At 71.7% G+C, this 9,555-nt stretch carries 8 protein-coding genes; 6 read left to right on the top strand and 2 right to left on the bottom strand.

Translation table 11 applies throughout. From position 1 onward, the window contains the following. A partial coding sequence (locus ACTHMS_RS24300) for a RelA/SpoT family protein (RefSeq protein WP_440309232.1) occupies positions 1 to 1,282 on the top strand: 1,282 nt, incomplete at its 5' end. 77 nt (positions 1,283 to 1,359) lie between these two features. Here the strand turns inward: ACTHMS_RS24300 and ACTHMS_RS24295 are convergent. Both ACTHMS_RS24295 and ACTHMS_RS24290 read right to left on the bottom strand, forming a co-directional pair. Continuing rightward, positions 1,360 to 2,079, bottom strand: a complete 720-nt coding sequence (locus ACTHMS_RS24295) for a peptidylprolyl isomerase (RefSeq protein ID WP_440309231.1) — start codon at positions 2,077 to 2,079, stop codon at positions 1,360 to 1,362. A 1-nt stretch (position 2,080) separates the two neighbouring features. Beyond that, positions 2,081 to 2,830: an FKBP-type peptidyl-prolyl cis-trans isomerase gene (locus ACTHMS_RS24290; RefSeq protein ID WP_440309230.1), complete on the bottom strand. Its 750-nt coding sequence runs from the start codon at positions 2,828 to 2,830 to the stop codon at positions 2,081 to 2,083. Positions 2,831 to 2,971: 141 nt separating this feature from the next. On the opposite strand from ACTHMS_RS24290, the gene ACTHMS_RS24285 reads away from it, so the two are divergent. From ACTHMS_RS24285 to ACTHMS_RS24265, 5 genes are all read left to right on the top strand, one after another. Beyond that, a complete protein-coding gene (locus ACTHMS_RS24285; RefSeq protein ID WP_440309229.1) occupies positions 2,972 to 3,634 on the top strand; it encodes an MBL fold metallo-hydrolase in 663 nt (220 codons plus the stop codon). Beyond that, positions 3,631 to 4,965, top strand: a complete 1,335-nt coding sequence (gene hisS / locus ACTHMS_RS24280) for a histidine--tRNA ligase (RefSeq protein ID WP_440309233.1) — start codon at positions 3,631 to 3,633, stop codon at positions 4,963 to 4,965. The genes ACTHMS_RS24285 and hisS overlap by 4 nt, the downstream gene beginning before the upstream one ends. 131 nt (positions 4,966 to 5,096) lie before the next feature. Continuing rightward, positions 5,097 to 5,996, top strand: a complete 900-nt coding sequence (locus ACTHMS_RS24275; protein ID WP_440309228.1) for a hypothetical protein — start codon at positions 5,097 to 5,099, stop codon at positions 5,994 to 5,996. A gap of 61 nt (positions 5,997 to 6,057) precedes the next feature. Beyond that, positions 6,058 to 7,839 carry an aspartate--tRNA ligase gene (gene aspS, locus ACTHMS_RS24270; protein ID WP_440309227.1) on the top strand — a complete coding sequence of 594 codons (1,782 nt, stop codon included), beginning with the start codon at positions 6,058 to 6,060 and terminating at the stop codon, positions 7,837 to 7,839. A 189-nt stretch (positions 7,840 to 8,028) separates the two neighbouring features. Beyond that, the gene (locus tag ACTHMS_RS24265; RefSeq protein WP_440309226.1) at positions 8,029 to 9,534 is read left to right on the top strand and encodes a choice-of-anchor G family protein; all 1,506 of its coding nucleotides are present in this window, start codon (positions 8,029 to 8,031) and stop codon (positions 9,532 to 9,534) included. Positions 9,535 to 9,555 lie beyond the last annotated feature (21 nt).

The following is a 9,555-nucleotide window of genomic DNA, read 5'->3' as shown; positions in this document are numbered from 1 at the left end:
GCACACGACGGTGATCGGTCCGGGCGGCAAGCCGGTCGAACTGCAGATCCGCACGCACGCCATGCACCGCCGCGCCGAGTACGGCATCGCGGCGCACTGGAAGTACAAGGAGCAGAAGGGCGCGGTCGCGACGCCCGGCGGCATCGACGAGGAGATGGGCTGGCTGCGCCAGCTGCTCGACTGGCAGCGCGAGGCGCAGGAGCCGGAGGAGTTCCTCGACTCGCTGCGCTTCGACCTCGCCGGCAGCGAGGTCTACGTCTTCACGCCGAAGGGCGACGCGATGGCGCTGCCGAGCGGCTCGACGCCGGTCGACTTCGCCTACGCGGTGCACACCGAGGTCGGCCACCGCTGCATCGGCGCGCGGGTCAACGGCAAGCTCGTGGCGCTCGAGTCGGTGCTCGACAACGGCGACACGATCGAGATCTTCACGTCCAAGGCCGAGATTGCGGGCCCGTCGCGCGACTGGCTGTCGTTCGTCAAGTCGCCGCGGGCGCGCACGAAGATCCGGCAGTGGTTCGCCCGCGAGCGGCGCGAGGACGCCATCGACGCCGGCAAGGCCGCGCTCACCAAGGCGATGCGCAAGGCGGCGCTGCCGATGCAGCGGCTGCTCGGCGGTGACCAGCTGCTGACCCTCGCCAAGGACATGCACTACGCCGACATCTCCGCGCTGTACGCGGCGATCGGCGAGGGGCACGTCTCGGCGCAGGCGGTCGTCCAGAAGCTGGTCACCCAGCTCGGCGGCAGCGAGGGCGCCGTCGAGGACATCGCCGAGGCGACGCTGCCGTCGATCGAGACCGTGCCGGTCACCTCGCGCCGGCCGACCGGCGGTGACGCCGGGGTCGTGGTCAAGGGCGTCTCGGACGTGTGGGTGAAGCTGGCCCGCTGCTGCACGCCCGTGCCCGGCGACGAGATCCTCGGCTTCGTCACGCGCGGCGGCGGGGTGTCGGTGCACCGGAAGAGCTGCACCAACGCCGCGTCCCTGCTCGAGCAGCCCGAGCGGCTGGTCGACGTCGAGTGGGCGCCGTCGGTCGACTCGACGTTCGTGGTGTCCATCCAGGTCGAGGCGCTCGACCGGCACGGCCTGCTCTCGGACGTCACCCGGCAGCTGTCCGACGAGCGGGTGTCGATCCTGTCGGCGAACGTCACGACGTCGCGCGACCGTGTCGCGATCAGCCGGTTCACCTTCGAGATGGCCGAGGCCAAGCACCTCGGGCACCTGTTGCGCTCGATCCGCAACGTCGAGGGCGTCTACGACGTGTACCGCGTGCACGCGGGGGAGTAGCCCGCGGACCCCGATGATCTCGCGCTCATGCACGCCAGGGTGTGCCTGCGTGCGTGATCATCGCGGTCGGGGAGGGGTCAGCCGACGGCGACCTTGCTGATGTCGACGGGCAGCTTCGGCGGGCCGTCCGGCGAGCCGTTGGTGGTGCCTGCGGCGGCGACCTTGGTGACCACGTCCAAGCCGCTCGTCACCCGGCCGAAGACCGTGTACTGCAGCGTGCCCAGGCCCTGCTGGAGGCTCGGCGAGTCGCGGTCGACGATGAAGAACTGGCTGCCGCCGCTGTGCGGTTCGGCCGTCCGGGCCATGGCCACGGTGCCCGCGGGGTACTGCTCGGCCCCGGTCGCCTCGTCGGGGATCGTGTAGCCCGGCCCGCCGCTGCCGTCACCGTTCGGGTCGCCGCACTGGAGGACGTAGATGCCCTCGGTGACGAGGCGGTGGCAGTGCGTCCCGTCGTAGTAGCCCTGGTCGGCGAGCGACACGATGTCGGCGACCGTGCACGGCGCCTTCGCGCGGTCGAGGGTCAGGGTGAGCGGCCCCTGCGAGGTCGTGAGGCGGAGCGTCACGGTGGCGGTGGCGAGCACGGACGACGGCGGACGCTGCACGCTGCGGGCGGCCGGCGACTGGGGCTGCCAGTCGCAGGCGTGGTCGCCGGTCTGGGCGACCGTCGGGTTGCGGCCGCCCGACTTCGTGCCGCCGGACGAATGGTTGCTGATCGCGACGGCGACGATGACGGCCGCGAGCACGACGAGCGTGCCGACGACCGCCGCGATCGGACCGCGGCGCGGGGAACCGGGCACGTCAGCCGTCGACGCTCTTGAGGTCGACGACGAACACCAGGCTCGAGTTGGCGGGGATGCTGCCCGAGGCCTGCGAGCCGTAGCCGAGCGCGGCCGGGACGATGATGATCCGGCGGCCGCCCTCCTTCATCGGGGCGACGCCCGTGGTGCCGCCGATGCCCTGGGTGAAGCCGGGGACGACCCCGGTGAGCGGGAACTGCGCGGTCTCGCCGCGGTTCCAGGACGAGTCGAACTCCTTGCCGTCGGTGAACAGCACGCCGTCGTACTGGATCGTCACGCACGACGTCGGGCCGGCGGCCTTGCCGGTGCCGACGACGAGGTCCTTCACGGCGAGCTTCGTCGCCTGGGTCTTGTTCGACGCGGTGACGACCGGCTTGCCGGTGAGGTCGGCGGCGCCCTCGACGGTGACGCCGTCGAAGGTGACCTTCGCGCCCTTGGCGCGGTGGACGGTCACCTTGGTCGGGTTGCTGTTGTCGCACGCCGTGCCCGAGCTCGACGGCGCCGGCGCGGCCGACGAGGTGCCGGGCGACGACGAGCGGCCGATGCCGCTGCCGGCGGCGGTGTCCTTCTTCGAGTCGTTGCCGGTGGTGGTGACGACCAGGACGATGACCAGCGCGATCACCACGAGCGTCCCGATGATCGAGGTGATGAGGGTCATCCGCTTCCGGCGCGCCGCGCGCTCCTGGCGGGCCTTGAGCTGGCGCTCGAGATGACGACGCGCGGCCTCACGCTGCTGCTTCTGGGTCGGCACGGGTCGGCTGCCTTTCGGGACGCACTGCTCGGACACGGCGGGGGAGCCGATCACCGGATCGGCGGAGATCCGCGCGGAAGTCTACGGAGGCCGGGATGAGCGTCGGCTATGCGGCACCGGCCGGTGGATAGGCTGGCCGTCGTGTTCATCGCCGGCATCCCGTCCGACGTCACCGCCACCAACTGCTGGATCGTCGCCCCGGGGCCGGGCGAGCAGTGCATCGTCATCGACCCGGGCATCGGCGTGCAGGGTCAGCTGGACGACGTGCTGCAGCAGAACGCCCTGCACCCCGTGGCCGTGCTGCTCACCCACGGGCACTTCGACCACACCTTCTCGGTGCTGCCCGTGTGCCAGGCCAAGGGCGTGCCGGCCTGGATCCACCCGGGCGACCGCGCCCAACTCGCCGACCCGTGGTCGGGGATCGGCATGCCGAGGGGCACCCCGCTGTTCGGCTCGCTCACCTTCGCCGAGCCCGACGACGTGCGCGAGCTGACCGACGGCGCCGCGCTGGCGCTGGCCGGCCTCGAGCTGTCCGTGCGGCACGCGCCGGGCCACTCGCCGGGCGAGGTGGTCTTCGACCTGGTCACCGATGACGAACCGGTCACCTTCACCGGCGACCTGCTCTTCGCCGGCTCCATCGGCCGCGTCGACCTGCCGGGCGGGTCGATGGCCGCGATGGAGGACTCGCTGCGCCGGGTCGTCCTGCCCATGGAGGACGCCACGGTGCTCCATCCGGGGCACGGCCCGTCCACGACCATCGGCCGCGAGCGCCGCTCGAACCCCTTCCTCCTGGAACTCACCTGATGCCCGTCACCTCCCTCTCCGGCTTCCCGGAACTGCTGCCGTCCGAGCGCTTCGTCGAGCTCGAGGTGCTCGACCGGCTGCGCCGCACCTTCGAACTGCACGGCTTCGCCCCGCTCGAGACGCGCGCCATCGAGCCGCTCGAGCAGTTGCTGCGCAAGGGCGAGATCGACAAGGAGGTGTACGTCCTGCGCCGGCTGCACGCCGACAGCGACTCGGACGACGCCGAACTCGGCATGCACTTCGACCTCACCGTGCCGTTCGCGCGGTACGTGCTCGACAACGCCGGGCACCTCGAGTTCCCGTTCCGGCGCTACCAGATCCAGAAGGTGTGGCGCGGCGAGCGACCGCAGGCCGGGCGGTACCGCGAGTTCGTCCAGGCCGACATCGACGTCGTCGCGAAGGACACGCTGCCCTTCCACCACGACGTCGAGGTCGCCCGCGTGATGGCCGAGGCGCTCGCGTCCCTCGAGTTCCTGCCGGCGCTGCGGCTGCAGGTGAACAACCGGCGCCTCATCGAGGGCTTCTACCGCGGCATCGGGGCCCCGGACGTCCCGGCCGTCATGCGCACCATCGACAAGATCGACAAGGTGCCGGCCGAGGTGATCGGGCGGCTGCTGGTCGACGACGCCGGGCTGACGCCGGGCCAGTCGGCGCAGTGCGTCGCGCTCGCGAACATCCGGGCCACCGACACCTCCTTCGTCGAGCAGGTGCGCGCACTCGGGGTCGAGCACGAGCTGCTCGACCGGGGCCTCGACGAGCTCGCCGCGGTGCTCACCGGCTGCGCGGCGATCGAGGGCGTCACCGTCGAGGCCGACCTGCGGATCGCGCGCGGGCTCGACTACTACACCGGCACCGTCTTCGAGACCCGCATGGCCGGCTGGGAGTCGCTCGGCTCGGTCTGCTCGGGCGGACGCTACGACGCGCTCGCGTCCGACGGGCGCTCGACGTACCCGGGTGTCGGCATCTCGCTCGGCGTCACCCGCCTGCTCATGCCGCTGCTGCAGCAGGGGGTGCTGCGCGGGTCGCGCCCGGTGCCCTCGGCGGTGCTCGTGGCGCTGGCCGCGGAGGAGACGCGCGGCGAGTCCGACGCGATCGCCCAGGCGCTGCGCCGGCGGGGGATCGCGGCCGAGGTGGCGGCGTCCCCGCAGAAGTTCGGCAAGCAGATCCGCGCCGCCGAGCGCCGCGGCATCCCGTTCGTCTGGTTCCCTGCCTCTGCCGACGGCTCGCACCAGGTGAAGGACATCCGCAGCGGCGAGCAGGTCGACGCCGACCCCGCGACCTGGACGCCCCCCGCCGACGACCTCCGCCCCACCGTCCTCGGTCCTGGCTGAAGCTGCCGAGTGGTGGGTTCGGGCCCGAGTGGTGGGTTCTGAGTCACCACTCGCCGCACAACCCACCACTCGATCGATCGGTCTGTGGACGACGGGCTCGGGGCCGTTTGGACGAGGCAGACTCCGGCGCCATGGCCGAACTGGAGCGACTCGGTCGGGGACTGCACCGTCCGGCTGCATCGGTCGAGGCGATCGACGACCGCTGCGCCGCGTACCTGGACGTCCTGCCGGAACGCACCGCACTCGGTGGCCTCACCGGGGCGCGGGCCCACGGGCTCTGGGTGCCGTCGCCACGTCCTGACGAACGTCCCGAGTTCGCCGTCTCGCGGCTGTCGACGGCGGCGAACCAGTTGGCGCACTCCGAGCGGGCCGAGATCCGAGTACGACGCCGGCGGCTGCGCCCGGGCGACGTGGTCGAGGTCGGCGGCCTGCCGGTGTTGAGGATGGAGAAGATCTGGGTCGATCTCGGTGCCACCCTCGCGATCGAGGACCTCGTGGCGGTCGGTGACTCCGTGCTGCGCAGCGGCGTCGGGCGGGAGCAGCTCATCGCCGCGCTGGGAGCCGCCCGGGGGCAGCGCGGTGTCACCCGCGCACGCGCGGCGTTCGACCTGCTGGACGAGCGGTCCCGGTCCCGTCCGGAGAGTCATCTGCGCTGTCATCTCGTGATTGGTGGTCTGCCGTGGCCACAGGTGAACGTCGCGATCCACGACGTTCACGGCGGCTGGTTGGCCGAGCCGGACGCCCAGTACCCCCACGCGCGGCTGGCACTCGAGTACAACGGCGCCGATCACGCAGGGGTTGACCGGCTGCGGAAGGACATCACCCGCGGGCTCGATGTGGACGAGCACGGCTGGAAGCTGGTGACGTTCGGGTCGGTGCAGGTGTTCCAGCGTCCGTGGCGCATCGCTCCGTATGTCCGGCACCTGCTCGACGAGCGCGACCCGTTCTGGCGCCGCCGTCCCGCCGACGAGTTCCGTCCCATCGCCGACCTCGGCCGAGTGGTGGGTTCCGGCGCGAGTGGCGGGATATGACCCGCCACTCGGCTGATAACCCACCACTCGGCGGTTGGGGCGGGATGGAAGGATCGGACGCGTGATCCGCACCCACGACGCAGGGACGCTGCGCGCGTCCGACGCAGGCCAGACCGTCACGCTCGCCGGCTGGGTGGCCACCCGGCGTGATCACGGCGGCGTGACGTTCATCGACCTGCGCGACGCGAGCGGGCATGTGCAGGTGGTGCTGCGCGAGAGCGCCGAGGCGCACGCGCTGCGCAACGAGTGGGTCGTCGCGGTGACCGGCGAGGTGCGGCAGCGCCCGGCCGGCAACGTGAACGCGGCCATCCCGACCGGCGAGGTCGAGGTCGTCGCCGAGACGCTGACGATCCTGAACGAGGCCGCGCCGCTGCCGTTCCAGGTCGACGAGCACAGCGAGGTGGGCGAGGAGGCCCGGCTCAAGTACCGCTACCTCGACCTGCGCCGCCCGGCGCCCGCGAACGCGCTGCGCCTGCGCAGCAAGGTCAACCGCGCCGCCCGCGAGACCCTCTACGACCTCGGCTTCGTCGAGATCGAGACGCCCACGCTCACCCGCAGCACCCCCGAGGGTGCGCGCGACTTCCTGGTGCCGGCGCGGCTGCGCCCGGGCAGCTGGTACGCGCTGCCGCAGAGCCCGCAGCTGTTCAAGCAGCTGCTCATGGTCGCCGGCATGGAGAAGTACTTCCAGATCGCCCGCTGCTACCGCGACGAGGACTTCCGCGCCGACCGGCAGCCGGAGTTCACGCAGCTCGACCTCGAGATGAGCTTCGTCGAGCAGGACGACGTCATCGCCGTCGCCGAGGCCGTGCTGAAGTCGCTCTGGGCCCTGATCGGCTACGACATCGCCACGCCGATCGCCCGCATGCCGTACGCCGAGGCGATGGCCCGTTACGGCAGCGACAAGCCCGACCTGCGCTTCGGTGTCGAGCTGGTCGACTGCACGACGTACTTCGAGAACACGCCGTTCCGCGTCTTCCAGGCCGAGCACGTCGGCGCGGTCATCATGCCCGGAGGCGCCGACCAGCCCCGCCGCCAGCTCGACGCGTGGCAGGAGTTCGCCAAGCAGCGCGGTCACCGCGGCCTGGCCTACGTGCTCGTGCAGCCCGACGGCGAGCTCGGCGGGCCGGTCGCCAAGAACCTGTCGGACGCGGAGCGGGCGGGGCTCGTCGAGCACGTCGGCGCGCAGCCCGGTGACTGCATCTTCTTCGCCGCCGGACCGACCGCGTCGGCCCGCAGCCTGCTCGGCGCGACCCGGCTCGAGATCGGCCGTCGCCTCGGACTCATCGACGAGTCGGCCTGGTCGTTCGTCTGGATCGTCGACGCGCCGCTGTTCGAGCCGGCCGCCCAGGCGGTCGCCGCGGGCGACGTCGCGGTGGGCGCGGGGGCCTGGACGGCCGTGCACCACGCCTTCACCTCCCCGAAGCCGGAGTCGCTCGACACCTTCGACACCGACCCCGGCTCGGCGCTGGCCTATGCCTACGACATCGTCTGCAACGGCAACGAGATCGGCGGCGGGTCGATCCGTATCCACCGCCGCGACGTCCAGGAGCGCGTCTTCCGCATCATGGGCCTCTCGGACGAGGAGGCGCAGCGCAAGTTCGGCTTCCTGCTCGACGCCTTCAGCTACGGCGCGCCACCGCACGGCGGCCTTGCCTTCGGCTGGGACCGCATCGTCGCGCTGCTCAGCGGCAGCGAGTCGATCCGCGAGGTCATCGCGTTCCCGAAGACCGGCGGCGGTTACGACCCGCTCACCGCCGCGCCCGCGCCGATCACGCCGGAGCAGCGCAAGGAGGCGGGCGTCGACGCGAAGCCGGAGGACGAGGCGGAGCCTTCGACCGAGTGATGCCCTTCAGTCGGGCCGGATGGCGTCCGATGTTGGATTGTGGTTAACTTCTGTCCGAATGGCGGCGCGTTTCGCCTGCTTCTAGGCTGACCACGTTCTGTCCATCAAGATCACGATTTCGGTCGCTCTGCGTCATCAGCCGGGCCGACGATCATGGGAGAGTCAGTGAACGTTCGCGGTGCCCTTCGTGTGGGGCTCTCCGCCACCGCCGCCGGTGCGATGCTCGTGGCTGCCGCTGCGCCGGCCCAGGCCGCCACGGCGGATTCCGGCGGGACCGCGCTGTCACAGTCCTCCGGACGCGTCCTGTCGGGCACCATCGCCGGCACCAGTCTCGACACGATCGCCCAGGCGGCCGGCACCGAGGCCAAGAACTACGGCGGCGCGCCGGTCTCGAAGGATGTCACCCCGGACGTCAGCGCGCTGAACCACGCGCTCACCGTGCCGCTCGGCCAGGTCAAGGGCTCGCTCACCAGTGCCGTGCCGGGTCTCACGCTCGGCGGCCTCGTGGAGCAGAAGGTCACGGCGCGGGCTAACGGCAGCTCGCAGGGTGCGGCCAGCACCGCCGGCCTGGGGCTCGACCTCGGCACGCTGACCAAGGGTGCCCTCAACGACCTCGCGTCGCTCTCGCTGAACCTTGGCGCCGTGACCGCCAAGGCGGCGCAGTCGGCGCTGCCTGCCGCCACGCAGACCGGAACGTGCACGGTCGCCGGCCTCACGCTCGACCTCACCAGCCCGGCGATCGCCGGCATCGTCGGCCAGGTCACCACGGCGCTGTCGGGTCTGAACACGCTCGAAGCGACGCTCATTGGCGTCATCAACACGGCGAAGGCGAGTCTGCCGGTGCCGCTGCCCGCCGGCACGCTGGACATCAGCGGCATCCCGACGATCACCTCGATCACCGACCAGTTGACGAAGGTCTCGACGCCCGACGGCTCGATCTCGATCGACCTCACCACCGGCAAGGTGCACGTCGACCTCGCCAAGCTGCTCGGCACCGCGGGTCTCGACTTCTGCGCCACGCCGAACACGAAGCCGCTGGCGCAGCTCGGCACCGCCCTCGCGAACCAGATCCCGCAGCTGATCAGCAATCTTGTCGACGGTGCGGTCAAGACCGCGACCGACCTGCTCGTGTTCTGCAGCGGCAGCCAGACGACCGGCTGCCTCAAGATCACCGTCGCCACGGTGGACGTCAGCGGGCTGCTCAGCACCATTCTCGGCCCGACCGGGACACTCACCACCGGCCTCAAGAGCGCGGTCAAGGCGCTGACGGACGCCGTCGGTCAGGTCACCGGCGCGCTCGGCGGCCTGCTCACGACGCTGTCCGACGCGCTGTCCGGCGTCCTCGACATCACCACGAACCTGCAGGCCACGGCCGGCGGCACCTTCCAGGAGACGGCGCTGCGCATCGACCTGCTGAGCGCTGCTGGCGGTGCGACGCCGCTCGCTGCCGGCGACCCGCTGGTGCGGCTGAACCTGGCCACCGCGACGGTCGGCCCGAGCGCCGCGGCGCCGGTGACCACGCCGCCGACCACCCCGCCGACGACGACCCCCGGCACGCCGATCAAGGTCGACGCGGGCAAGGCCGGCCCGGCCGGTGACGACGGTGGCATCTCACCGCTCTGGCTCGGTCTGGTGCTGATCGCCGGTGGCGCCGGCGGCACGCTCTGGCTGCGTCGCCGGGCGACGGGCCACTAGTCCGCTCCACCGGTCCGACCA

The sequence above is a fragment of the Jatrophihabitans sp. genome, assembly GCF_051960575.1.
GTDB lineage: Bacteria > Actinomycetota > Actinomycetes > Mycobacteriales > Jatrophihabitantaceae > JBQCEE01.
Note: the sequence above shows the minus strand (reverse complement) of the source record. Positions and strands in the feature narration are given on the sequence as shown.